This is a genomic window from Bacillus sp. 165 (assembly GCF_017742235.1).
Lineage (GTDB): Bacteria > Bacillota > Bacilli > Bacillales > Bacillaceae_G > JAGHKQ01.
Window position 1 is genome coordinate 87,169 of the sequence record NZ_JAGHKQ010000006.1, and the last position, 25,016, is coordinate 112,184.

At 39.5% G+C, this 25,016-nt stretch carries 24 protein-coding genes, 1 pseudogene and 1 other annotated feature; all 25 genes and pseudogenes read right to left on the reverse strand.

Annotated features, from left to right (window positions below; genetic code table 11):
- The 25 genes and pseudogenes from lspA to J7Q84_RS11220 all read right to left on the reverse strand — a co-directional run bounded on the left by lspA (window position 1) and on the right by J7Q84_RS11220 (window position 24,852).
- Window positions 1-456, reverse strand: coding sequence for a signal peptidase II (gene lspA, locus J7Q84_RS11100; protein ID WP_209094625.1), 456 nt, complete (start codon window positions 454-456; stop codon window positions 1-3).
- A gap of 133 nt (window positions 457-589) precedes the next feature.
- Complete coding sequence (locus J7Q84_RS11105) at window positions 590-946, reverse strand: TraR/DksA C4-type zinc finger protein (RefSeq protein WP_209094626.1); 357 nt, start codon at window positions 944-946, stop codon at window positions 590-592.
- Window positions 947-1,204: 258 nt separating this feature from the next.
- A complete protein-coding gene (gene ileS, locus J7Q84_RS11110; protein WP_209094627.1) occupies window positions 1,205-3,970 on the reverse strand; it encodes an isoleucine--tRNA ligase in 2,766 nt (921 codons plus the stop codon).
- A 62-nt stretch (window positions 3,971-4,032) separates the two neighbouring features.
- Window positions 4,033-4,246, reverse strand: a binding site (T-box leader).
- 81 nt (window positions 4,247-4,327) lie between these two features.
- Window positions 4,328-4,825, reverse strand: a complete 498-nt coding sequence (locus tag J7Q84_RS11115) for a DivIVA domain-containing protein (RefSeq protein WP_209094782.1) — start codon at window positions 4,823-4,825, stop codon at window positions 4,328-4,330.
- 89 nt (window positions 4,826-4,914) lie between these two features.
- Window positions 4,915-5,688, reverse strand: coding sequence for a YlmH family RNA-binding protein (locus J7Q84_RS11120; RefSeq protein WP_209094628.1), 774 nt, complete (start codon window positions 5,686-5,688; stop codon window positions 4,915-4,917).
- 6 nt (window positions 5,689-5,694) lie between these two features.
- Window positions 5,695-5,964 carry a YggT family protein gene (locus J7Q84_RS11125; RefSeq protein WP_209094629.1) on the reverse strand — a complete coding sequence of 90 codons (270 nt, stop codon included), beginning with the start codon at window positions 5,962-5,964 and terminating at the stop codon, window positions 5,695-5,697.
- A gap of 6 nt (window positions 5,965-5,970) precedes the next feature.
- Complete coding sequence (locus J7Q84_RS11130; RefSeq protein WP_209094630.1) at window positions 5,971-6,420, reverse strand: cell division protein SepF; 450 nt, start codon at window positions 6,418-6,420, stop codon at window positions 5,971-5,973.
- Window positions 6,421-6,432: 12 nt separating this feature from the next.
- Window positions 6,433-7,110: a YggS family pyridoxal phosphate-dependent enzyme gene (locus J7Q84_RS11135; protein WP_209094631.1), complete on the reverse strand. Its 678-nt coding sequence runs from the start codon at window positions 7,108-7,110 to the stop codon at window positions 6,433-6,435.
- 4 nt (window positions 7,111-7,114) lie between these two features.
- On the reverse strand, window positions 7,115-7,936 hold the full coding sequence (gene pgeF, locus J7Q84_RS11140) for a peptidoglycan editing factor PgeF (protein ID WP_209094632.1): 822 nt from the start codon (window positions 7,934-7,936) through the stop codon (window positions 7,115-7,117).
- A 107-nt stretch (window positions 7,937-8,043) separates the two neighbouring features.
- Window positions 8,044-8,316, reverse strand: coding sequence for a YlmC/YmxH family sporulation protein (locus J7Q84_RS11145; RefSeq protein ID WP_209094633.1), 273 nt, complete (start codon window positions 8,314-8,316; stop codon window positions 8,044-8,046).
- 221 nt (window positions 8,317-8,537) lie between these two features.
- The gene (gene sigG / locus J7Q84_RS11150) at window positions 8,538-9,317 is read right to left on the reverse strand and encodes an RNA polymerase sporulation sigma factor SigG (RefSeq protein WP_209094634.1); all 780 of its coding nucleotides are present in this window, start codon (window positions 9,315-9,317) and stop codon (window positions 8,538-8,540) included.
- 86 nt (window positions 9,318-9,403) lie between these two features.
- The gene (sigE, locus tag J7Q84_RS11155; protein WP_209094635.1) at window positions 9,404-10,123 is read right to left on the reverse strand and encodes an RNA polymerase sporulation sigma factor SigE; all 720 of its coding nucleotides are present in this window, start codon (window positions 10,121-10,123) and stop codon (window positions 9,404-9,406) included.
- A gap of 81 nt (window positions 10,124-10,204) precedes the next feature.
- Window positions 10,205-11,110, reverse strand: coding sequence for a sigma-E processing peptidase SpoIIGA (gene spoIIGA, locus J7Q84_RS11160; protein ID WP_209094636.1), 906 nt, complete (start codon window positions 11,108-11,110; stop codon window positions 10,205-10,207).
- Window positions 11,111-11,348: 238 nt separating this feature from the next.
- The gene (gene ftsZ / locus J7Q84_RS11165) at window positions 11,349-12,503 is read right to left on the reverse strand and encodes a cell division protein FtsZ (protein WP_209094637.1); all 1,155 of its coding nucleotides are present in this window, start codon (window positions 12,501-12,503) and stop codon (window positions 11,349-11,351) included.
- 44 nt (window positions 12,504-12,547) lie between these two features.
- The gene (gene ftsA / locus J7Q84_RS11170) at window positions 12,548-13,831 is read right to left on the reverse strand and encodes a cell division protein FtsA (protein ID WP_209094638.1); all 1,284 of its coding nucleotides are present in this window, start codon (window positions 13,829-13,831) and stop codon (window positions 12,548-12,550) included.
- A gap of 93 nt (window positions 13,832-13,924) precedes the next feature.
- A pseudogene (locus J7Q84_RS11175) lies at window positions 13,925-14,312 on the reverse strand (small basic family protein).
- Between the two features lies 1 nt (window position 14,313).
- On the reverse strand, window positions 14,314-15,030 hold the full coding sequence (locus J7Q84_RS11180) for a DUF881 domain-containing protein (protein ID WP_209094640.1): 717 nt from the start codon (window positions 15,028-15,030) through the stop codon (window positions 14,314-14,316).
- A gap of 61 nt (window positions 15,031-15,091) precedes the next feature.
- Window positions 15,092-15,787: a DUF881 domain-containing protein gene (locus J7Q84_RS11185; RefSeq protein WP_209094641.1), complete on the reverse strand. Its 696-nt coding sequence runs from the start codon at window positions 15,785-15,787 to the stop codon at window positions 15,092-15,094.
- Entirely contained in the window at window positions 15,777-16,550 is a 774-nt protein-coding gene (locus J7Q84_RS11190) for a cell division protein FtsQ/DivIB (protein ID WP_209094642.1), read from the reverse strand. The genes J7Q84_RS11185 and J7Q84_RS11190 overlap by 11 nt, the downstream gene beginning before the upstream one ends.
- Before the next feature lie 114 nt (window positions 16,551-16,664).
- On the reverse strand, window positions 16,665-17,570 hold the full coding sequence (murB, locus tag J7Q84_RS11195; protein ID WP_209094643.1) for a UDP-N-acetylmuramate dehydrogenase: 906 nt from the start codon (window positions 17,568-17,570) through the stop codon (window positions 16,665-16,667).
- A 341-nt stretch (window positions 17,571-17,911) separates the two neighbouring features.
- Window positions 17,912-19,012, reverse strand: a complete 1,101-nt coding sequence (gene spoVE / locus J7Q84_RS11200) for a stage V sporulation protein E (protein WP_209094644.1) — start codon at window positions 19,010-19,012, stop codon at window positions 17,912-17,914.
- Between the two features lie 29 nt (window positions 19,013-19,041).
- The gene (murD, locus tag J7Q84_RS11205) at window positions 19,042-20,394 is read right to left on the reverse strand and encodes a UDP-N-acetylmuramoyl-L-alanine--D-glutamate ligase (protein ID WP_209094645.1); all 1,353 of its coding nucleotides are present in this window, start codon (window positions 20,392-20,394) and stop codon (window positions 19,042-19,044) included.
- Window positions 20,391-21,368 carry a phospho-N-acetylmuramoyl-pentapeptide-transferase gene (gene mraY, locus J7Q84_RS11210; protein WP_209094646.1) on the reverse strand — a complete coding sequence of 326 codons (978 nt, stop codon included), beginning with the start codon at window positions 21,366-21,368 and terminating at the stop codon, window positions 20,391-20,393. Before mraY ends, murD begins: the two co-directional genes overlap by 4 nt.
- A gap of 43 nt (window positions 21,369-21,411) precedes the next feature.
- Entirely contained in the window at window positions 21,412-22,872 is a 1,461-nt protein-coding gene (locus J7Q84_RS11215) for a UDP-N-acetylmuramoyl-L-alanyl-D-glutamate--2,6-diaminopimelate ligase (RefSeq protein WP_209094647.1), read from the reverse strand.
- 63 nt (window positions 22,873-22,935) lie between these two features.
- Window positions 22,936-24,852: a stage V sporulation protein D gene (locus J7Q84_RS11220; RefSeq protein ID WP_209094648.1), complete on the reverse strand. Its 1,917-nt coding sequence runs from the start codon at window positions 24,850-24,852 to the stop codon at window positions 22,936-22,938.
- Window positions 24,853-25,016: the final 164 nt, after the last annotated feature.

Consider the following 25,016-nt stretch of genomic DNA (forward strand, 5'->3'; position numbering starts at 1 on the left):
TCATTTCTCCTTTTTTCTGCCTTCAAACAATGTTTGAATAAAAATTAATGCTACTCCTACACATAAAGCGGAATCCGCCACGTTAAATACAGGAAAGTTGTATGAGAAAATATACGTGTGAATAAAATCAACAACTTCCTTACGAAACACACGGTCGAGAAAGTTTCCGATTGCGCCTCCTAAAATCAGCCCAAGCGACAGCCCTAAAAACTTATCTTGTTTCCCATACTTCTGAATATAAAATACAACTGCAATAACAAACACAATCGTGATAACGTAAAAAAACCACATTTGATTTTGGAGAATCCCCCAAGCGGCCCCTCTGTTTCGGTGAGACGTTATGTATAATACATCATGAATAATTGGAATGCTCTCGCCCAAATCCATATTTTTTACAATAAGCCATTTAGTAAACTGGTCGACCAAAACCACTAAAAGTGCAATTAAATAGAACATATAACTCCCCCGCTACGACTTTTTTACTTAAGAAATTGTAGCATAGCTTAGCATATTTCACAATGAAGCAGTTTTTTTGCCGAAGCGGGGATTAAAATCTAAATATTGGATATAAAATAACAATATTGTCTGTTTATAAAAATTTAAAGCGCGGATAGCTAAGCTCATTTACCGTTCGTGCAGTGGGAATGATTTTTAAATATTGGATAGGAAGCGACTGTCCGGTTTCCTCACAAATGCCGTATACACCCATGTCCATTTTCAACAGCGCCCGATTGACATCTTTTAAATCTTCCTTGATATGATGAATAATAATTTTTCTTTTCACAGTATTGTCATATTGAGAACCCAATTTTTCTATCAGTTCTGCTCCAAATTCAGTGTCATACTTATTTGTATTTTTCTGGATATTTTCCTTACTTAGTCTTGTTTCAAGCTCTGTTTTTGTCATTTCCAGCTCAATTTTTATTTCAATATATCTTTCCTTCACAACTTGCCCCCCTCGGTGTTGTATTCCTTAGGTAAGCTTTAGTGTGTCCGAAAATACATACATTAGCTAACACAAGTTTTTCCTTTAAAGGATTTGTCTAGTTACGTTGATAGAACAATCCAGCACGGAAGGAGCATCTCGACGCGCTCTGTTTTACCTGCGCTCTTCTTACGTAAAAATACTTATAACGAACTAAGAATCTCCGCCATTATATTCTTTCCCATTAAAAAAGGCTATGCAAGATGCATAGCCTAGGTATTATTTTACGTAATTTTCTTTCACAACATCTGCACAACGTACACATAATGTCGGATGTTCTGAATCTTGACCAATTGTTTTAGAGACAACCCAGCAGCGCTCGCACGTTTCACCCTCAGCTTGTTTTACCACCACGGCTGTACGTTCATATTTTTTAGCTTCTGCCGGCGCATCTTCTATCGTACCTGCTACTGTAAAATCGGAAACAATAAACAATTGCTTCAAGTTCTCTGTAACAGACTCAAGTAAATGCTTCATTTCTGTTGTTGGATATAATGTAATACTTGCGTTCAAGGATTTACCAATGACTTTTTCATTACGAGCCAATTCTAATGCTTTTAATACATCGTCACGTAAAAGCATAAATGCATCCCATTTTTCCTTAAGCTCTTTTGCATCTGCAATCTCTTGTACTTCCGGCATGTCTGTTAATTGGGCACTCTCTTCGCTCATACCAGGAATATACGGCCACACTTCATCAGCTGTATGAGAAAGAATCGGTGATACCAGCTTTGTCAAAGCCACAAGCACTTCATACAGAACTGTTTGGATTGCACGGCGTTCTTGATTATTTGCGGCTTCGATATATAGGATATCTTTTGCAAAATCCAGATAGAACGCACTTAAGTCAATTGTACAGAAGTTATGAACTGCATGATAAATAGCGGCAAATTCATAGTTGTCGTATGATTCTTTCACTTTTGCAATTAAATCATTTAATTTTACCAGCATATAACGATCTACGTCACGCAGCTCCTTACTGGATAATGCATCGCGGGTAACATCAAAATCAGCTAAATTTCCTAATAAAAATCGGAATGTATTGCGAATTTTACGGTATACTTCTGCTACCTGTTTTAAAATATCATCCGAGATACGCACATCTGCTTGATAGTCAACGGATGCTACCCAAAGGCGTAAAATATCTGCGCCAAGCTGATTAATGATTTTTGATGGAACTACGACGTTACCCAATGATTTACTCATTTTACGCCCTTCGCCATCAAGTACGAAACCATGGCTCAGCACGCCCTTATACGGCGCTTTTCCTGTAACTGCAACAGCTGTTGATAAGGATGAGTTAAACCATCCGCGATATTGGTCAGACCCTTCCAAATATAGGTCTGCTGGACGCTGTAAATCATCACGCTCTTCGAGTACCGCCTGATGTGAAGAACCAGAATCAAACCAAACATCCATGATATCTGTTTCTTTCTTAAACATGCCGTTCGGGCTAGATGGATGTGTAAAGCCCTCTGGCAACAATTCTTTTGCTTCACGTTCAAACCACACGTTTGAGCCATGTTCTCTGAATAAACCAGCTACATGATTAATGGTTTCGTCTGTAATAATGGCCTCTCCATTTTCACCATAGAATACAGGAATCGGAACGCCCCACGCACGTTGGCGGGAAATACACCAATCACCTCGGTCACGCACCATGTTAAACAATCGTGTTTCACCCCAAGCTGGTACCCACTTCGTCTCTTCCACAGCTTGTAACAGCTCGTTACGAAAATCCTTTATGGAAGCAAACCATTGAGCCGTCGCACGGAAAATAATCGGTTTTTTCGTTCTCCAATCATGTGGATAAGAGTGCGTAATGAAAGAGAGCTTTAATAACGCACCTGCTTCTTCCAACTTTTCTGTAATCGGCTTGTTTGCTTCATCATAATATAATCCTTCAAAGCCTGGAGCTTCTTTTGTTAAATATCCTTTATCATCAACCGGACATAGTACATCTAATCCATATTGCTGACCTACTAAGAAGTCATCTTCTCCATGTCCAGGCGCTGTATGAACGCAGCCTGTACCCGCATCTGTTGTTACGTGCTCTCCAACCATAACAAGAGAATCACGTCCGTACAGCGGATGCTTAGCGACTGTATATTCTAGTTCGCTTCCTTTTAGTGTACGAATTACTTCAGGATTCTCCCATCCCATTGTTTTCGTGACTTCTTCTAATAAATCTAAAGCAATGATATACTTCGCATCGTTCGCCTGTACAACGCTGTATTCTAATTCTGGATGAACAGAAATTCCTAAGTTAGCCGGAATAGTCCAAGGAGTAGTTGTCCAGATAATGAATTTTTCGTCCCCTTCTAATACTCCTTTACCGTCTTTTACGTCAAATGCCACATAAATAGAGGCTGAACGCTTATCTTTATATTCGATTTCCGCTTCTGCTAATGCAGATTCACTTGTTGGAGACCAATAAACTGGCTTTAGCCCCTTATAAATATAACCTTTTTTCGCCATATCGCCGAATACTTTAATTTGCTGTGCTTCGTACTCCGGCTTTAATGTAACGTATGGGTTATACCAATCACCGCGAACTCCAAGACGCAGAAATTGCTCACGTTGGCGGTCAATTTGTTCATATGCGTACTCTTCACAAAGCTTGCGGAACTCGGCAACTGTCATTTCCTTTCTCTTTACACCTTTATTTGTTAATGCCTGTTCAATCGGTAACCCGTGAGTATCCCAACCAGGTACGTATGGCGCATTGAATCCACTCATAGATTTATAACGTACGATAAAATCCTTTAAAACTTTATTTAAAGCGTGTCCCATATGAATGTCCCCGTTAGCATACGGAGGTCCATCATGCAGAATAAATAGTGGGCGGTCTTTTGTACGCTGTTGTACTTTTTCATAAATGCTCATATCTGTCCATTTTGTTTGTACTTCCGGTTCACGTTTTGGTAAATTTCCACGCATGGGAAATTCTGTTTTAGGCATTAGCAACGTATCTTTATAATCCATTTTCATTCCTCCATTTGTACTCACTCTGTTTAACGGGATAGAAAAAAGACCTTCTCATCCCAGAAAGGGACGAGAAGGTCTCCCGCGGTACCACCCTAATAGACTTATCGAAAGTCCTCTTTACATTCTTAACGCGAATGCACGCTGCAGCTTACTAATTCATTCAGCTCAGAACTCCAGGGTGATATTCGTTCTTTTTTCTTATTTCGAGCTTCCACCATCCCCGATTCGCTGTATAAGAATAAAAGAAGTACTAGTCCCTATCCTCGTTTTCAAAAGTATAATTTGTTATTGAATTATATGTAATATTGAAAAAAACGTCAAGGCTCTTCTTAGTTTTTCACACTATTAATAAAATTATACCGTCTCTTCTTTCTTTAATGCATCTTCTTCTAATTCTAATAACTTGTCCCAGTCGTCATTCGTAAGCATGTCCAGCTGTGCTTCCAATAGCATGCGAAAGCGTGTACGAAATACTTTCGATTGTTTCTTCAATTCTTCGATATCAAATGCAACCTTGCGAGACTTTACAAGCGCCTCATTAATGATGCGGTCCGCATTTTTTTCCGCTTCACGTATAATGAGCTTAGATTCTTTTTGTGCGTTCCGCTTTACGTCTTCTGCCGCCTCTTGTGCTATCAGGATAGACTTATTTAAGGTATCTTCAATATTTGCAAAATGACCTAATTTTTCTTGTAATTCTTCTATTCGCTCTTCTAATTCCTTTTTCTCTCGAATAACAAGTTCGTAGTCTTTAATAACTTGATCGAGAAATTCATTCACTTCATCTTCATCGTACCCGCGAAACCCTCGACTGAATTCTTTATTATGGATATCCAATGGTGTTAAAGGCACAACCGCCACCTCCAAGTAGTCATTTTCATTACAGTTTTTGTTATATGTTGTTTTCGACAAAAAAACAACTTTTCCTTCTTAAAAGCAATTTATTTCCGCGTTCCATATACAACTTTCCACTTATCCCGCTTTGTTTTTCCCTCAATTGACAACAGTTTACTCCGTCCAAATCCCCGTACTGAGAGAACGTCCCCTTCCAAACATTCAAATGAAGGTTGTTCAATTGTTTTCCAATTCACCTTCACAAGACCGCCTTTCACTAAAAGCTGGACCTTTTGACGAGATAGATTGAACATTTCAGCAATGAGCACATCCAAGCGTAAGGAAGTCAACGTTCCGGCTTTCTCCTTCCACTCTTCCTGCACAGCCGCAATAGTTTTGAATGGGACGGAACGAACAGACACTTTTGCTCGCCCAATTGATTCCAAATTCATAATAATATAATCAGCAATTTCCTTAGCTGAAATTATCTGCACTACATCCTCACAAAGTATTATATCTCCAAACTTTTCGCGCTTTAAGCCAAGAGACATCAATGCCCCTAAGACTTGGCGATGTTCAATTTCTTGGAATTTCACTGCATAATCCACTTGCAGAAGCTCCATACTGAAATCCTGTATGTCAGGCTTCACATAGGGTGGACAAATTAAAGCCCTTTTCCGCTCTGCATCAGAAGCAACTCCATAAAAATGGACAGAGACATCTGCATGAGTACCGATTACAAGCTTAATAATTTGTTGTTCGCGCGGATCTAAAAAATCAGTTAATTTTATTTTGTGGTAGTGTTCAGCATATTCCTTCCATTCTTTCACTTTATCCACAAAAACTGCCTCTTCTGGGCGAAAATGATCATAAATGCTCATGTTTCATTAATACCACCCAAGCATTATGAACAGAGACCTCAAGCCATAGCTTGCAAAACGCAATGCCATGATTGCAACAATTGGAGAAATGTCAATCATGCCAAGAGGCGGAATAAATCGTCTAAACGGCTCTAAAAACGGTTCTGTAATCCTTGCTAAAAAGTAGCCAAAACTTGAATCCCGAGCACCTGGGAACCAAGAAAGCAATATGTACACGATTATTACATAGTAATAGATATTAAATAATTGTAAAATCAGTCCTGTTAAAATTCCCATCGAGCTTTACCACCTCTTCGCGTTAATTTCTTCGTCCTCACCTAATAACTCAGATATTGCCCCGACGATGTCAACATTCTCAGGAGTACAAATAAAAGTTTTCACTCCAAGCTTTTGAATGTCTCCTCCTATAGCATAAACAGTTCCACTTAAAAAATCTACAATACGTAATGCTTGATCACTCGACATGCGTTGAAGATTAACCACAACAGCACGTCGGTTCTTTAAATTATCCGCAATCCCCTGCGCTTCGGAATACGCTCTTGGCTCCAGCAGCACTACTTTGGCCCCGTTTTTTGCTTTATCAATGCTGACTACATTTTGCTTTTGCGGCATTTTCGGCAAGGTAATATCTTCTTCATATTGCTGCATTTTCTCTTGATTATACTTTTGGTATTCTTCTTGCTCCTCAGGTGTTTCAAAGAAAAAATCCTTTACTTTGGTTGACCAACTCATCCTTTTTCCCCCTTATTGTTTTTCTCCTACTAGGATTGTGCCTAATCTTATATATGTAGCTCCTTCTTCTATTGCTATCGTATAATCATTTGACATTCCCATAGACAGTTCTTTACAAGGTGCATGTTCTAAATGTAAAGCTTGTACACCTTGCTGCACCTTTTTTAATGTTTGAAAGCATGTGCGAATACGCTGTTCCTCATCTGTGAAAGGAGCCATCGTCATCAAGCCGACAACCTTAATTTTATCGTACTGATGAAGTTCTTGCACAAATGCAAGAACTTCATCAGGATGCAAACCATGCTTCGCTTCTTCAAAGGATGTGTTAACCTGTACAAAACAGTTCACTTTTTTATCTGCCCTCTTTTGAATCTCTGCCGCAAGAGAGAGACGGTCCAAGGAATGTAAAAAATCTATTTTATTGATAATATCTTTTATTTTTCGAGTTTGGATTGAACCAATAAAATGCCAAATGGCATTCTCATTTATCTGGTCATGTTTTTGTAAAAAGCCTTCATTTCGGTTCTCTCCAATATGCCGAATTCCAGACGCCAATACTTCATTAGTAACATCCAATCCAACTGTTTTAGTAACGGCGATGAGCTTCACTTCTTCGGCTGAACGTTGGACGCGTTCACATGCTGCTTTTATTTCATTTTGTACCTGTTGTACGTTTTCTGCTACCGACACTCACTTATTCCTCCTTAAGCCCTATGAAACTCAACATTCTTCCCGTTTTTCCTTTGTCTCTTCTATGGGAAAAGAATAAATTCTCTTCACAGCTTGTACAAAGAGACGAAACAAGAATATGATCTTCCTGTATTCCTGCTTGCCTGCATAATAACCGGTTTACTTCCTTTAAATCCAGTTGATATTGTCCTTCAGACACAACATGAAAAGGTAGGTGAGCATCATGTAATACGTGCTCAACCTTCTGAATAACACGGTCATCCACAACGTAACAACAAGAGCCTATAGCTGGTCCGATAGTGACATAAATATCTTCAACAGCAATCCCCTCTTGCTGAGTCCATTTTGTAATCATTTCATTTACAATATTCTTTACTGTTCCCTTCCACCCTGCATGAGCAAGACCAATCATCCCAGCACTAGGGGCGTAAAAATATAACGGTACGCAGTCGGCATAGCAGGATGTCAGTAATACATTCGGTTCATTTGTGTAAATTCCATCTGTTCCCGGTATACCGTCACCGTATTGGAATACACCTTTTCCTTTATGATTTTGTGTTACTTTTACTACTCGATTTTCGTGTATTTGTTCTGAACAAACCCATGTATGTAATGGAAAATGAAGCTTGGAAGCCACTAACCTCCGATTTTGGTGAACAGCTTCTTCACGATCATTCACATGCAGTCCAAGATTCAAAGTAGAGTAATCGCCTTCACTGCTTCCATCTTCTTTTGTTGTAAATCCGACTGTCAATGCAGGATTCATGGCTTCCCAAGAGTTTAAACGCATTACGCTTTTATCGTATTGAAACGGTTCCTGCTTCATATAAAACCCCTCGTCGAAAAAATTATGGTACTTCTTGTCTATTTTACCATACTTTTATTCTTTCATGACGATGACTTGCAAAAAAGAAAGAAATGTAACATTTTTAATTAAAATGTAGTCGTTTCTGCAGATTCCAATTGATGAGATTCCTGATGTACTTGAACAAGAATCACATCTTCTCCAATTTTAACAATATGCTTCCACGGAATAACGATATCCTCTTCTTTTCCAAACAAGCCTAGCACCTTACCTGGTCTGGAAATCACAACTGCCTCAATTTTCCCTGTATTTAAATCAATATCAATATCCCCTATATTTCCAAGCTTTTTTCCATCTGATACACTAACAACATCCTTTAACTGAAATTCTGAAATACGCATACTTACATCTCTCCTTTTATAGAATGCATAACAAAGAATTCCTAAGGAGCAGGACGGACCGTACCTGCCTTTCTTAAGTATATGAGGCTCAACATTCCTCTATGAAACTTACGAAGAATTTCATGTTATAACCCTTTGCATACTAGTACACTACGATAAATGAAATTAAACACACAGTTATGAATAAAAAATAAAAACTGTTCGTCTGCAGACGAACAGTTTTAGCCTTGAATATTTTTATTCATTTGTTTGATAGCCGACTTTTCCAAGCGAGAAACCTGCGCTTGAGAAATACCAATTTCTTCAGCTACTTCCATTTGGGTCTTTCCTTGGAAAAAGCGTTTGCGAATAATCATCTTCTCCCGATCATTCAACCGCTTCATTCCCTCTTTCAATGCCAACTCTTCTACCCACTGCTCGTCCCGCTGCCGGTCATCACTTAATTGGTCCATAACAAAAATAGGATCACCGCCATCGTTGTATATCGGTTCAAACAGTGAAACAGGATCTTGGATAGCATCTAAAGCAAAAACTATTTCTTCATGAGTGACTCCAAGCACCGCTGCAATATCAGCAGCAGTCGGTTCTTTTGAGTTTTCTGCCATCAGCCTTTCTCTAACTTGAAGAGCCTTATAGGCAATATCACGTAGCGAACGCGATACTCGAATTGGATTGTTGTCACGTAAATATCTTCGGATTTCTCCGATAATCATCGGCACAGCGTATGTTGAAAATTTAACATTTTGACTTAAATCGAAGTTATCGATGGATTTCATAAGTCCGATGCAGCCAACTTGAAATAAATCGTCAACAAACTCCCCTCTGTTGTTAAATCGTTGAATGACGCTTAATACAAGTCTCAAATTCCCGTTTACAAGCTTCTCTCGTGCGGCAATTTCTCCACTCTGCATTTGTTGAAAAAGCTTTCTCATTTCATCATTTTTGAGTACTGGAAGCTTTGATGTGTCTACTCCGCATATTTCAACCTTGTTTCTAGTCAATGTCTTCCCTCCTACCGGGAGTTGCTGTACAGTGTAAAGTATCTCCTTAAGAGGGAATTTTATGCATTGACTAGCATGGTGAAATATTACACCATTTTATTGAATTCCTTTCGTAATCGCTTTATAATGCGCTTTTCCAATCGTGAAATATAGGATTGTGAAATTCCAAGCATATCCGCTACATCCTTTTGTGTTTTTTCCTCCGTCCCATCCAGTCCAAAGCGCAGCTCCATAATTTGTTTTTCCCGTTCATTCAACTGATGGAGAGCTTTCACAAGCAAATTACGATTTACATTGGCTTCTAAATCCTTTGTAATAATATCTTCTTCCGTTCCAAGCACATCGGATAGAAGCAGCTCATTGCCGTCCCAATCAATATTAAGTGGCTCATCAAACGAAACCTCAGAGCGATTTTTATTATTGCGGCGTAAATGCATTAAAATTTCATTTTCAATACAGCGTGATGCATACGTAGCAAGCTTAATTTTTTTCTCAGGATTGAACGTATTTACTGCCTTTATGAGACCGATTGTACCTATACTGATTAAATCTTCAATATTAATCCCTGTATTTTCAAATTTTCGCGCTATGTAGACAACAAGGCGAAGATTTCTTTCAATTAATAGAGATCGCGCTGCCTGATCACCGTTAGGAAGCTTTTGTAACAATACTTCCTCTTCTTCTTTCGTAAGAGGAGGCGGCAACGCTTCACTTCCTCCTATATAATAAATTTCATCGGTCTTAATTCCTAGTTTCAGTAATAATTTATACCATAGATACGTAAAACGAATCTTCCATTTTTGCATGCTTTCTACCTCCTTAAATGTGTATTCCGCTTAGTGACAAGCATATATTCTCATGTACTTGTTTCTTACAAAAAGCTGAGTTTATGCTGTATAAGAAAGAAACATCTTAGGATGTAAAATACAATGGTACTCATTATCTGTGGATAGTGTTGTATGATTCAGTCCAATTAAAACCTTTGTCACGGTATGGTTCTCCCCGTTATGGAGAAGATGAACCGCATCCGGCCGGATTGCGGCTAAAAATTGATGCTGTTGTCCAACACCGCGATATGGAATGATGCGAAGCCTATTCAGCCAAAACGGATCTTCTGTCGTTTCTGTAATTGCCATAATATTTTTAGAATGCTCAATGAGCCAAGCTGGAAATAATTCTCGTGCATGCTGTACATCTAGTATCATGACAGGTAATTTAGAAATGGGGTCGTACAATTGGTTTCCACTATCAATGAGACCGTCGATTTCAATTGTCTGTTCACCAATTGTAATGTTGACCTTTACAATTTGGTCGTATTTCAGTTTTTTGACCTCGATGCTTTCAATTCTTTGTTTTGAGAAATAGAGGATAATCGGAAAGCCAATCAAAACAAACAACCAGCTCACAGGATCTCCAAAGCTAATAGAATTCGCATTTACAACATCATGCGGCAAAATATCAGATTGAATAAAATAATGCAGTCCGATAAGCCCTCCACCTACCATAAATGTTACAAAATAGAACATCATAACCGTTTGAAAAAAAGTACGAAATCTTTGAAAACCAAATACTGTATACACCATAACAACAGAGTACAGCAGTTTAGCGATAGGATGATTCATAATGTACGCAAACGGAGTAAAAGCAAAGATGACGATAGTAGACCCGATAAACGCTCCAAGCAGTACTTTCCATCGCTTCACTTTTCGTTTCAAAATAACTGCTGTCAATAAAAGCAATAAACCATCGATACAAAAGTTTAATAGCCATATCACATCAGCATATACAACCAATCCCCTTATCCCCCCGCATATGGTACGAGCTCTAATATAAACTTGAAACTAGTATAATGCAGAAGAACTAGGAAAGTCTGTCAATTTCTGTAATGAAATACAATATTATTTTGCTGATTTTCCTCTTAATTTGTAAATTCATTCAAAAACACAGCATCCACATCATTTTTTAGTAAATTTCCCCTACTACTTTCATAGAAAAAGAGCGAAGGGATATCCCTCGCTCTTTTGTCTTTTGTTATCGTCTGCGGCGATTTCGTAAAAACGCCGGAATATCAATGTCATCTACTTGAGTATTTGTACGAGATACTTCACGAACTGAAGTTTCCTCACGCTGTGTTTCACGAGTGTTTTCACGGGAAACTTCTTTCTTTGGAGCCGTTGCCGATTGTGCTACTGCATTTGCACGAGTAGCTGGTTTTGGCGGCTGTGTAAGTACGTTTTCATCAAACCCTGTCGCAATTACAGTTACGATAATTTCATCCTTCAAATTCTCATTAATAACAGATCCGAAAATCATGTTTACTTCTAAATCAGAAGCAGACGCTACAATATCTGCCGCTTCTTGTACTTCATATAAACTTAGATTAGTTCCGCCAGTAATATTCATAAGTACCCCTTGAGCACCATCGATAGAGGTTTCAAGAAGCGGACTTGAAATAGCTTTTTTCGCAGCCTCTGCTGCACGATTTTCTCCAGTACCAACACCAATTCCCATTAACGCTGAGCCTCTGTTAGACATAATTGTTTTTACGTCAGCGAAATCAAGGTTAATTAGCCCCGGTACTGCAATCAGATCAGAAATACCTTGTACCCCTTGACGTAATACGTTGTCTGCTTCACGGAAAGCTTCCAGCATCGGTGTATTACGATCCACAATCTCCAATAGGCGATCGTTCGGAATTACAATCAAAGTATCTACATTTTCTTTAAAGGCTGCAATTCCTGAGGCTGCTTGAGTAGCACGCTTTCGTCCTTCAAACGTGAATGGACGCGTTACTACACCTACTGTTAATGCACCTAGCTCTTTTGCAATCTGAGCTATAACAGGAGCTGCTCCTGTACCTGTTCCACCGCCCATTCCAGCTGTAACAAATACCATGTCCGCTCCGCGAAGCGCTTCTTGGATTTGCTCTTTACTTTCTTCTGCGGCTTTCTTTCCTACTTCAGGGTTGGCTCCAGCACCTAATCCTCGCGTAAGCTTTGCCCCAATTTGCATTTTAATTTCTGCTTTTGATAGGTTGAGTGCTTGCGCATCTGTGTTTACTGCAATAAAGTCCACACCTTGTACACCATGCTCAATCATACGATTTACCGCATTGTTTCCGCCGCCGCCAACACCAATTACTTTTATATTTGCCAACTGATCAACACTAGTATCAAACTCTAACATGTCGGAATCCCCCTAAAACTCGAATTTCTTTCGTTGCCTTTATACTATTCCCACAAATAACGGAATACTTTTTTTACTTTTGACATAACTTTTGCATCTTCATTTTGCTTTTGCTTAACCGGCTGCGGGTTATAATTGGCTGTATTTCGGCGGTCGAAGCTTTCTGCTTTTTCCTGTACTGCCTTGCTGCCTTTCAGTTTTGCTTTTTGGTATGCTTTTTTAATCAGACCAACACCGATTGTATACTGCGGCTCACGCACACCGATATAATCTGGAGTAGCAACACGAACCGTTTGGTTTAATACAATTTGTGCTATATCAAGCACTCCTGGCATTGAAACTACTCCGCCTGTTAATACATAGCCTCCAGGAAGTGGCTGCTTGAAGCCGAATCTTTTCAGTTCTTGCTGAACAAAGAGCAAGATTTCTTCCAATCTGGCCTCAATGATATCGGCCAAATCCACTTGCGTATACTGTTTATTTTGATCGCTTCCCATTATAGAAACGGTAAACATCTCTTCTTCCGATGCTGTATCGTAAAAGGCATGTCCATATTTGATTTTAAGCTGCTCTGCTTGCTCTGTAGATGTCTTTAAACCTATGGCGATATCCTTTGTAATGTGATCTCCCCCAAGCGGAAGAACGCTCGACACAACTAATTCTCCGTCTAAAAAGACTGATAGAGTAGTAGAACCGCCTCCAATATCAACTAAAACAACACCCATGTTCTTCTCATCCTTCGAGAGAGCAAGGGAGCCTGCGGCAAGTGGCTGTAAACTAATATCAATTACTTCGAGCCCGGCTCTTTCTACACATCGGAGTAAATTATGTAATAAGGTCTTGGCTCCTGTAACGAGCATTCCTTCCATTTCTAGACGAACCCCGATCATTCCCCTTGGGTCATTAATTTCATCCAATCCGTCGACGATAAATTCACGTGGTACGACCTCAATGATTTCGCGTTCCGGCGGAATAGAAACAACTTGTGCGGCCTCTAGCACACGTTGTACATCTTCATTGCCTATTTCTCGATTTTCACTTGAAACTGCGACAACGCCATGACAAGGAAGCAATTGTACTTGATTTGCACTGACTCCGACCACTACCCGCTCAATATGAATTCCGACCATCCGCTCCGCTTGTTCAATTGCTTTTCTAATAGATTGTACTGTTTCATCTATGTCAACAATGGAGCCTTTTTTTAATCCATTTGATTTAACATTTCCCACACCAATAATGTTCAAAGTATCGTTCATCATTTCGCCAATGATTACTTTTACATTGGATGTACCGATGTCGAGACTTACGTATATTTCATTGCTGTTCATACTGTGGCACCTCCTTTTTATTTATACCATAAAAATTTATCTATTGAACAACAATCGTGTTACAATTATATTTATAAGAAAAATATTCAACATTTACGTACGTTTCCCTTTTTTTACGTTCATATTTTTCTTATTTTTGTGAAGTATTCATTCGTTTTGCAATAATGAGTCTCCGGATTACAGCAATATTTTGGAACAGTCTCACACCAAAGGCGAAAATTGCTGCTAGATATAAGTCTACACCAAGATGGACACCGAGAAAAGCCAAACTTGCCGCAAGGATTATATTAAAAAAGAAGCCAGTGATAAATACCACTTCATCGTATACATTTTGCAAATGAGCCCTTATTCCTCCAAATAAAGTATCCAATGCCGCCAGGACAGCGATAGATAAATAGTTAGAATACTCTTCAGGTATTTGTAAATCTGAACTGAGTCCCAATACAATCCCAATCAGCAATCCGAGAATTGGAAGCCACATGCTATTTTCCCCCTTCTTCTATCCCGACAGCCTCCATATGGGTTAATCGAATCGGGCGTTCGTATGCTTGAATTATAATATTCTTTGACGGCTCGGACATAGTGAGTTCAATATTATCAATTGCAAAATAATCAAAAACATTGGAACCCTTCATTCTGTCATATAACTTTTGATTATCTACAGCAAGAACTTTTATTTCAATTGGCATCGTTCCTAGAGGGACATTGTTGATAGAAGTTCGTCCATTAACATCCCGAATTGATGATGTAACCACAATTCTTTGATCACCAATCATAATTGCTTCTGCTCCGTTTGTATGTAGTTCATTGACTAGATGCTGCAGAGTTTGAGGTGATAAGACAGGCGCAGGTTGGCCAGGCACTATGTCTCCAAATAACGGAGCGAGGCGCAAAATAATTCCTGAACCAGTTATGTCCGTTAATCCGGCCTCCTCTTGTAGCTGTCTCAATGTTTTTTCAAGAGCTTTTTGCTTGTTTTCTTTTTCTTTGCTCTTATAACTTTCGAGCTGTGCTTCGTACTTTCTCACTTCTTTTAGTAAATTTACTTGTGTTTCTTGCTCTGTTTTTAATTGATCCTTCAATTGCCATTCATCTCTTGTATCTGGCTCATTTGGTTGCTTCACTGTTTCATATTGCACAGCAACCATAAAACCAATAATCAATGCAATTAATGAAAAATGCAATTTCTTTTTACTCACAGCCGTTCACCTTTATCCCGCTCCTAAAGATAATTCATATTTTAAAGTCTCTTACTGTCTGTTATTTTTTATAAGAAGGTTCTAATACGATGTCGTTTTTCGTTACTGCTTTTGCCCCAATATTATCCCGTGCAAACTGGTCCATTATCCCTCCTGGAATATGCAATGCCCCATCTAACACTGCTGGGTCTCCTATTGCAGTAATAACAAACGGCGCAGGATGTTCCGTTCCGTCCACATTGATTACCGGACCGATACAAGTAACATATGAATTGTCGGAAAGACGTTGACCATTAACAGCTAATGCACTGGCGCCAGCCGCACGAAGTTCGTTAAGTAGAGCTTGGATATGACCATCATGAACTAAATAGTTATTTACATTTTTATCTGCAGGAATATTCGCAGCATCTGACAATGTAACTTCTACTCCCTCGCCCTTCACCTTCACCGCGCCTAAATACATGCGCAGCTGCCCTACTTCCTTTACTACACCTTTCAATTTGCTTTCTTGATCAGCAAACTTTTGCTCTTCTGCTCTTGCTTTTTCTTGAAGCCTAGCCACTTGGTTCTCAAGTTTTGAATTTGTCTGCTCTTGTTCAATCAGCATAGAGCGAAGCTCATACTCTCTGTCCCATTGCGCATTAGGAGTTTGTGTCACCTTCAGCTTTTTTGACGTAAAAGAATACGAATACGCAACCATAAAACCAAGCACGAGGCAAACCAACGAAAGCAAAACATAATTCCCTTTAATTTTCATTGTTTTTTTCATCCTCCGTAGCATACGGTTCAAAATATGCGCCTACTTCTAAATGGATAATCCCTTTTTTGTATTCCTTTGCTTGCTCTAAAATAAGAGGATACGCTCTCATCTTTTCAGCAAAATCCCGTACAGACGCGCTCACTTCATATCCTTCATTCATGTACAGGGTAATATGTAACGGGTCGGAGGAAAGAGGCGCAAAAGAAATTTCAGAGATGGACCTAAAAATACTGTCAGGCAGCTTTTTCAGCTCAAGCGCCATTTCTTTTATATGCTTGTCCTTGCTCCAATTCAACATAAACGGCGCACTGACCCTTCCTTGTTTCCCCTCTATGGGTGAAAGCAGAGTTCCATTTTCAAGCAAAGGATACCATTTGTCTCTTTTTTTTATGTATCCAACTGTTTTGTATTCTTCGATTGTTACAGCGATTTTATTAGGAAAGATTTTTTTAATAGATGCATTTTTAATTTCTTTTTGTGCAATAAGATTCTGCTTTGCTTTTTTAGCAGAAGTGCGGAAATAGTCAGTCTGATATGTGATGCCGGAAATTTTCATGATTTGTTTGTCGGTTAAATAATGATTTCCTTTGATTGAAATAGAGGATACATCACCTAACGGAGAACGAAAGTATGTAACACACGCCAGCAGCAAGAATAAAATGGAAACATATAAAATTAAGCGTCTATTTGCTTTTTTTCGCTTCTGATCTTTCAGTTTCGGGACCCGATTGTTCAGTTGAATCACTTTTTCCTCTCTCATTCTCCATCCCCCGATATGTAATATAAAGAACGGCATGCTAATCATGCCGTTCTTTTAGCTCCATTATAGCACAAATTTGTGAACATGAAGTAACAAGTTATCTCTTATCTCTAATTATTTCCCAATTATCTCCACTTCTGTCTGCATTTCTACATCGAACTGCTCTTTAATTATTTGTTTTACATGAGAAATTAAATCTAATACATCTTGTGCCGTTGCATTCCCTGCATTCACAATAAAGTTCCCGTGCATTTCCGAAATTTTTGCACCGCCGATTTGATAGCCTTTTAAGCCAGCTCTCTCAACAAGATTACCTGCATAGTTTGGAAGCGGGTTACGGAATATGCTGCCGGCACAAGGAAAGTTCCAAGGCTGTGTATCACGGCGATAGTCTTTATTTTTTTGCATAAGAGCAATTACCTCTTCACGATTTCCTTCTTGCAGTTCGAGTTCTGCTTCCAAAACAATCCCTGGACGTTTTTTTTGCAAAACAGAGGTCCGATACGAAAATTCCATTTCCTCATTTGTAAGCCATTCCATTGTCCCGTCTGCAAACAAGATATGTGCCCGAACCAAGATTTCTGACATATCAGACTTGTGAGCACCGGCATTCATGTAAACTGCTCCTCCGACGCTCCCTGGAATACCTCCGGCAAATTCTAGTCCTGTCAAGCCCTGACGACTCAGTAAAGTAGCGAGCTTAATAAGAGAGTATCCCCCTCCTACCCGTACTTTTGTACCTTCTATTTCCAAATGGTCAAGTCCTTCGCCAAGCTTAATAACAACTCCTTCTATTCCTTTATCGGACACAAGTAAGTTGGACCCTCTCCCGATTATAGTCCAAACTGTATTGTATTTTTTTACAAGTTCAAGAGTTTTCCGGACACCTTCTATTCCATTTGGAATAATCATAATATCAGCCGGGCCGCCAATTTTCATTGTAGTATGCTGCGCTAACCGTTCGTTTTGTGTAACTTTTCCTGCGTTCGCTTCTAATAATTCTCTTGCTAATTGTTCCATGATGATCTCCCCCAAATTAATTCTCCGTACTATAGTAGTATGCAGGGCTTTCACCTAACGTTATTTTCGTACAAGTACTTCGATTATGATCTATTTAATCAATAGTTTAGTTTTCATTTGGTGATAAATGCTTTTTCACTTTATCATAGTGCACATTCATTGTCTTATGGTAAAAATTTACATAAACCTCATGTTATCGCGTCTCCCCGCTTCATGATTATACCATGTTCGTTCACTTGTGAACAAAGACATTTCTCTTTCTTTCCAATAAAAGAAACCCTGCGATTAAACAGGGTTTCTCATGTATATTCCTCACAGCTTCTCTTTGTGAGTATCCCGCATTAATATCTCGAATGTCGGCTTATATTTAAAAGAATTCCTACTGACATAAGCATCAAAGTTAATGAAGAACCCCCGTAACTTAAAAAAGGAAGAGTAATACCTGTTACAGGCATTAATCCCGTCACAACACCGACGTTAATCATAACCTGTATCGCAATCATAGCTATAACTCCGACAGCCAAAAAAGTTCCGTATAAATCCGGTGCTCCCAATGCAACACGGATGCCGCGCCAGAGAAGAAGGCTGAATAATAATAAGACGAACGAGCCTCCAATGAAGCCGAGCTCCTCTGAAAGAATGGCGAAAATAAAATCTGTTTGCGGTTCCGGTAAATAGAAGAACTTTTGTCTGCTTTGTCCAAGTCCTAATCCGAACAATCCTCCAGGACCAATTGCGTAAAGAGATTGAATGATTTGAAATCCCGTTCCAAGAGGATCTGACCACGGATCTAAATAAGAAGTAATCCGCTTAATACGGTACGGAGCCGATGCAATAAGTCCAACAAACCCTGCAACACCCAGCATCCCCATAACTGCAAAATGCATAATTCTTGCACCTGCTACAAAAATCATCACGATACACGTTCCAACCATGACTGTTCCAGTTCCCAAATCCGGCTGTGCCATAATCATCCCAAATGCCAAAAAGACCAATCCGAGGGATGGAAGCAATCCTTTTTTAAAGGACGTAATTTTCTTTTGGTTTTCTGATAGAAATTTTGCTAAAAATATAATCATCGCGATTTTCATAAATTCAGAGGGCTGTATAGAAAATGCGCCTACTCCGATCCAGCTTCTCGCTCCGCCTCTCACCATCCCAATACCCGGGATTAATACAAGGATCAGCAGTAAAAAACAAATCAACAAAATAACTTTTGAATACGTCCGCCATACCCAATAATCGATATTCATGATGAAAAACATAGCTACCACACCCAAACCGGCAAATAAAAGCTGCCGTTTCGCGAAGAAAAAGGAATCATCAAATTTATACGATGCCCACACTGCGCTGGCACTATACACCATGATCATTCCAACAGCTAATAATAACAATGTGACCGTAACAAGAATTAAATCAGGAGTTGATTTTTTTGTTGGCAACGGGAACCACCTCTTTTACATAAAGCCTTCTATACTAGCTTATGCACGGCTTGTATAAACATGTCCCCTCTTTCTTCAAAAGTCTTGAATTGATCCCAGCTTGCACATGCGGGAGAAAGAAGGATGATATCGCCGCTTTCAGAAAGTTCATATGCAGCTTGTACTGCCTGTTCCACATTATCGACATGTTTTATCTGTTTCATTCCAGCCTGCTTCCCTGCGTCAATAAGTTTTGGTGCTGTTTGTCCAAAAACAACAAGTGCTTTAACATGAGTAAAATATGGGATTAGTTCATCAAATGCATTACCTCGGTCCAATCCGCCTGCTAGTAGGATAACAGGCTGTTCAAAGGCAGAAATAGCTGCCTGTGTCGCTAAAATATTGGTAGCTTTCGAATCATTATAAAACTTTCTTCCATCGATAGTAGTCACATATTGTGTACGATGCTTTACCCCACCAAACGTTTGCAGGACCGATTCGATCGCCTCGTTTGGTGTCCCCCACAATTTCACTACACACAGAGCCGCCAATATATTTTGCAAATTATGTTTACCAGGCAAAGCAATATCTTGTACCTTTATAATCTCTTCACCTTTGAAATATAAAGCACCATTCTTTATGCATGCACCATCTTGCAGCACTTTAGAAGTTGAAAAATAAATCTTTTTCGCCTTACTTAGCTTCGAAAGCTCCATCACATCATCATCATCTGCATTGATAATGCTGTAATCATCCCCTGTTTGATTTTTAAATAGGCTTGCTTTTGCAAGTCCATATTCTTTTTTCGTTGCATGATAATCTAAATGAGCGTCAAATAAATTTAACAGCACCGCGATTTTGGGACGGAACTCTTGAATTCCCATCAACTGAAACGAAGAAAGTTCTGTTACAATCACATTGTCTGCTTTGGCCGTTTGTGCCACTTCGCAAGCTACAGTACCAATATTCCCTGCAATTAACGGATGCTTGTTGCCTTGATTCAGCATTTCAAATATTAATGTAGTCGTTGTTGTTTTCCCATTAGATCCGGTAATACCTACAAAAGGAGCTTCTGAAACCTTATAAGCAAGTTCTACTTCAGTGATAATAGGTATTCCCTTTTTGGCAGCTTTTTGCAGAATCGGATTAGAATATGGGATACCAGGGTTTTTTACAATGCATTCAATCCCGCGTTCTAACAAATCAAGTGGATGATGTCCGCAAATGACTTCAAGCCCCATTTCATGAAGTTTTGTCGCCAACGGATTCTCCTCTAACGGTTTCATATCGTTTACGATAACCTTTGCTCCAAGCCTGTGAAGAAGGACACTAGCAGCAAAGCCGCTTTTGGCCATACCTAATACTAATATTTGTTTCCCCTCATAATCTGTTATCATTTTCACTTGACCCACACCTCGATATAAATTCCTAACACTGCAAACAGAAACCCAACAGTCCAAAACGTTACAACAACCCGCCACTCAGACCAACCACTCAATTCATAATGGTGATGAAGCGGACTCATCTTAAATACCCGTTTTCCTCTCGTTTTAAACGATATGACCTGGATGATTACAGAAAGGGTTTCGATTGCAAAAACACCGCCAATGATGGCAAGCAGTAATTCCAGCTTTGTTAAAATCGCTACTGCTGCGAGAGCTCCCCCTAATGCCAAAGATCCGGTATCTCCCATAAATACTTTAGCAGGATGTGCATTAAATACTAAAAATCCAAGTACAGCACCAACCACTGCAATACAGAATATTGCAATCGTATAGTTTTCTTGATTATAAGCCAATACACTGTATGCTCCAAAAGCGATTGCTGCTGTGCCTGCAAGCAGACCATCTAATCCATCTGTCAAGTTCACAGCATTAGAAGCTCCAACAAGCAAGAAAAGAATAAAGAAAAAGTAAGCAAACTGTATGTCAAAGCTGATGTCAGTACCTGGAATCCTGATGTCCGTCGAAAATCCGCCCTGCTTATACAGCAAGAAAAATACAATAGCTATGACGATTTGCCCGATTAATTTTTGTTTAGATGTTAATCCTAAATTTCGTTTCATTACCACTTTGATATAATCGTCTAAAAAGCCGATCAACCCATAGCCAAAGGTAACAATTAAAAGTAAATACGTTTTCGTGTCCATACCATACAGCTTTCCAACCATAATGATAGTTGTAGCCATGATGGAGATAAAAATCACAATTCCGCCCATAGTCGGTGTACCGGACTTTTTTTGATGTGATTTTGGTCCTTCTTCTCGAATGCTTTGTCCAAATTTTAAACGCCTTAAAAATGGAATAAAGATTGGGGATAGTGCAACTGCAATTAAAAATGCCACCCCTAATGTAACTAAAATTCCGTGTTCAAGCACAAATAGCCCCCCTTTTCTCTCGATGCTTACAATCGCTTGAACGTTATTTTTGAAGTATTGCCGCAGCCGCTACGAGGCGGTCATCAAAATCAAATACTTCTGTTCCAATAATTTGATATGTTTCATGCCCTTTTCCTGCGATTAAAATTACATCATTTTCTTTTGCTAAAGAAATTGCATGATAAATGGCATCCTTGCGGTCAAGAATTACCTCAAACTGCTCCCCTTCTACCCCTTTAAGCATATCGTCTATAATTGCTTGCGGTTCTTCGCTCCTTGGATTATCAGAAGTAAAAATCGGTTTATCCGCATAGCGAACAGCAATATCAGCCATCACCGGCCGTTTCGTCTTATCACGGTCTCCTCCGCAGCCAACGATACAGTATACGTCTCCTTTTGCAAACTGCCGAATAGTCTTTAATACATTTTCCAAGCTGTCAGGTGTATGAGCGTAGTCTACAATAACTGAAAAGTTTTGTCCTTCATGCACAACTTCAAAACGCCCAGGCACCCCCGTCATGCGCTCAATCACTTTTATAATTGTTTGAAGCGGCACTTTCGACACAAGACATGCTGCAGTTGCAGCCAAAACATTGTATATACTAAACTTTCCAACAAGTCTCATATGCACTTGAATTGTATCTATAGGTGTAACAAGAGTAAATGATGTTCCTGAGCTGGTCATTTGAATATTCTTTGCATAAATATCACTTTTCGTATCAATCCCGTATGTAATGACCGTTGCTTGAGTGCTAGAAATAAATTCTTTTGTAGCAGCATCATCATTATTTAATATTGCATATTTTACCTTTCCGTGCTGAAAAGAGTTGCCGAGCTGCGCAAACAATAATCCTTTGGCATACTTATATTCTTCCATCGTTTTATGATAATCCAAGTGATCTTGAGTGAGGTTAGTAAATACAGCCACATCATACTCACATCCATGCACACGTCCTAAATGAAGGGCGTGTGAAGATACCTCCATAACTGCTGTGCTTACTTTCTTATTTACCATCTCGTGAAACATTTTTTGTAATGTTAAAGCATCGGGAGTTGTATTTTTGACCTCATATGTTTCATCCCCGATTTTCATATTGATGGTTCCTATCAAACCTGTTATCTGCCCATGCTCTCGCATAATTTCGTTAATAATATGGGATGTTGTTGTTTTTCCGTTTGTACCTGTAATTCCAATCAAGTGCAGCTTTTGTGTCGGCTGACTGTAAAAAAAGTCAGCCAACACTGCCATTGCACGAGTAGAGTCTTTTACAATTACAACCGGCACATTTACATCCAGCGGCTTTTCTGCAATAATAGCTGCTGCTCCTTTTTGAACTGCTTGCTCCGCAAAATCATGACCATCCACAGTAAAACCGTCGATGCAAATAAATAAGCTTCCTTCCTGTACTGCCCGAGAATCCATTTCAATAGCTGTAATAACCGGATTCTCTTTCGGTATATGAGGAAAATCATGCAAGCATGATAATAGTGTGTGTAACTTCATATTACTAAATCCTCTCTGCCTTTTTGCTTAGTTTATCGTAAATCATCTTGTCTCATACTCTTCTTAATCGCCTAAATAGATTCGAATTGTTGACCCCTGCTTCACTTTAATACCCGGCATTGGAGATTGCTCTATAATTTTCTCTCCCTTGCCATATGTTTTGATTTTTAAATCCACAAGCTGACCTTGTAAATCTTTTTTCTTCATGCCTACTAGACTCGGTACCTCTATTAAAGGTGTGTCCGGCCATTTTAATTCTTTTTCTACTTGATCTTTACGCTTCTCTACTCCCATTGCTGGGAGTACTTCCCGTAAAATATTACCCACAATCGGAGCAGCAACTGTACCCCCAAATTGTATCACACCTTTTGGGTTATCTACTGCAACATAGACAACGATTTGGGGATCATCCGCTGGAGCAAATCCCATAAAGGACACAATGAAGTTATTTTCCAAGTATTTGCCGTCTTTTACTTTTTGGGCCGTACCTGTTTTACCGGCTACACGATAGCCGTCAATATACGCTTTGCCCCCTGACCCTTTTGCTACAACATTTTCTAAAGCATAACGTACTTGCTTTGATGTTTCTTCGGAAATAACTCTTCGTTTCGCGACTGGTTCTGTCCGGCTTACGACTTGTTTCGTTTCGGGGTCTATGAACTCCTTCGCAATGTACGGCTGATATAGAATACCTCCGTTTATCGCAGCGGCAACGGCTGCGACTTGCTGAATCGGCGTGACAGAAACCCCTTGTCCGAATGCGGTAGTAGCCAATTCAACCGGACCTACATTTTTTACGTTAAATAAAATCCCTCTTCCTTCTCCTTGCAGGTCAATGCCTGTCTTTTGTCCAAATCCAAAATCATGTATGTAATTAAACAGGCGTTCTGTCCCTAAGCGCTGTCCAAGTTCAACAAATCCGGGGTTACATGAATTTTCTACTACTTCTAAAAATGTTTGATGACCATGTCCTCCTCGTTTCCAGCAGCGCAAACGGGCTCCGTCAACCTCTGCTGCTCCATCATCATCAAACGTATCCTTGTCCAAGTCTACTAATTGTTCATTAAGTGCAGCGGCTAAAGTAATAATTTTAAATGTAGATCCGGGCTCGTACGTACTCCAAACTGGTAAATTACGATTAAACACTTCAGCAGGTACGTTTTGAAAATTAGCCGGATCAAAATTCGGCCTGCTTGTCATAGCTAAAATTTCACCGTTTTTTGGATTCATAGCAATCGCAACGATACCGTCCGGGTTATAGGTTGCCTGTGTTATATCAAGCTCTCGCTCAATAATGGTTTGGACTTTCGTATCAATCGTGAGCTTCAAATCCAGCCCTGGTGTCGGTTCTTTATAGTCATCCGCAATGCTCGGCATTCGTTTTCCCTTTGCGTCAGCATAAAAGCGCACATAACCTTCTTCTCCGCTTAACTCTTTGTCGTACTCAAGCTCTAATCCCATCAACCCTTGATTATCAATACCGGCAAACCCAAGCACATGCGACAAATAATTCCCAAATGGATAATACCGGATAGAATCTTCTGCCACGTACACTCCTTTTAACCCAAGGGCACGAATTTCCTTTGCCTTTTCATGAGAAATCTTCCGACCCTCCGGTTTAATCCACTGACTGCTGCCCTGCTTTGTAATTTGACGATAAATCTCTTCTTTTGACGCATCTAAAACAGCAGCTAGTTTCTCTGCAGTTTCAGATGGATTTTCGATTTGCCTTGGAACAACAAGAATGGATGGAGCACTTTTATTAGTCGCAAGAGGGATTCCGTTACGATCTACGATTTTACCTCTCTCTGGCTCAAACGGTATGTTGCGGCTCCACGAATCTTTTGCTCGGTCCGTCAACCAATTTCCAAGAAAAAACTGCACATATCCAAGTCTCACATCAATCACTGTAAAAATCAGAAGCCCCACTACTAACACAAGTACAAGGCGTTTTCGAACAGTTACATTAGATACTCGCATATACGAACCTCCTCGGGTTCAAATATATGCTTGTACCTTCATGATTAGAACATAAGATACCAAGCTCGTCAAGGTGTTTTATTCCCCCTCAATTAGCCTTGTTAAAAAGGGGAAAGCGGGTTTTATAAAGGCTTTTCTTCCCCCACTCAGTCAACAAGGCTTGG